Source organism: Nocardia sp. NPDC057440 (assembly GCF_042802915.1).
In the GTDB taxonomy this organism is placed as follows: Bacteria; Actinomycetota; Actinomycetes; order Mycobacteriales; family Mycobacteriaceae; genus Nocardia.
The window spans coordinates 1-1,259 of sequence record NZ_JBHVDF010000043.1; the positions used below are offsets into that span (position 1 = coordinate 1).

1 protein-coding gene is annotated in these 1,259 nt (G+C 62.4%); it reads right to left on the reverse strand.

All coding sequences use genetic code 11. From position 1 onward, the window contains the following. Nucleotides 1-14: 14 nt before the first annotated feature. Nucleotides 15-1,160 (reverse strand): IS110 family transposase, encoded by a 1,146-nt coding sequence (locus ACFU4Z_RS36465; RefSeq protein WP_379072930.1) that lies wholly within the window; start codon nucleotides 1,158-1,160, stop codon nucleotides 15-17. Nucleotides 1,161-1,259 lie beyond the last annotated feature (99 nt).

Genomic DNA, 1,259 nt, shown 5'->3' on the forward strand with positions numbered 1-1,259 from the left:
GGCTCCCCTTTATGTCAAGACATGGCTGGGAGACGGTGGTTAGGCTGGGTGGTGGTAGGTCCGGGATGTGGCTTGTCCGAAGGGCCGGTGTGCGGGGTCAGGCCGGTCGCGCTGGGTTGCAGAGCCGTTCCCGATTGCCCTCCCGGGCTTGCCGTTTCGCTTCGTTTCTGGTCGGCGAGTATGCGCGTGTAGACGACGTTGGATAGTTGTCGTTTGAGCGATCGCATGGCTTCCATCGAGGTCTTCCCGGCTGCTTTTCTGGTGTCGAAATAGGTGCGTCCTGGGGTGGGGTTGCGTAGTTGAACCACGGCCATGATGTGCAGGACTCGGTTGATTCTTCGGTTCCCGGCTCGGGAGAGGCGGTGTCGTTGCTGCTCGCCTGAGGATGCGTCCAAGGGTGCGGTGCCGTTCCAGGAGGCGAATCGGTCCCGGTTGCGGAAACGGTGGACGTCACCGGTGTCGGCGAGAAGTCGTGCGGCGCTCGAAGGTCCGATGCCATGCAGGTCGGTCAGGGTCGAGCCGCGGTCGGTGACCAACTTTTGGAGTTCTTTGTCGGCGGCTTTGATCTTGCGGTCGATACTTTCGAGCTGACCGATCAACTCGACGGCCAGCCGACGTCGGGTCTTGCCGACCGGATCGCGCGGTTTGATCGTCGCGATCAGCTTGCGTGCCTGCATGGCGGAGAGGAATTTCTTGGCCCCACCAGGGAAGAGTTCAAGCAGTATCCGGTGCAGACGGTTGACGGTCTCGGTGCGGGCCGTGCCGAGACCATCGCGGCGGTCAGCGAGCATACCCAGCACGATCAGCTCCGAATCCGCCTCGACACGATGCAGATTCGGTGAATGCAGTGCTGCCAGCGCTACCGAGTGCGCATCCACTGGGTCGGTTTTGCGGCCGTTGCCGGTGGCGAACACACGCACCTGCGCTGACAGTTTTGCCGGCACATCCAGCACCGTTTCGCCGTCGTGGACCAGCCGGTGTGCGATATGGCGGCCGATGCCGTTGCAGCCTTCGATCGCCCACACTCGATCGGTGAATCGACGTCCGGCACGCAGCATGTCGGCATAGCCGGTCTTGTCGGTGCCGTACCGGCCGAGGGCCAGTACCTTCCCGATGTCATCGATGATTTCGATGGTGGCCGAGCGTTTGTGTGGATCCATTCCGATGATGACCGCCACTGGTGTTCTCCCTGGCTAGCGTGTGTTTTCAGGCTAGGGAGGGCACCGCTACTTCGAGCCCGGGCAAACCCCTTTCGAGCC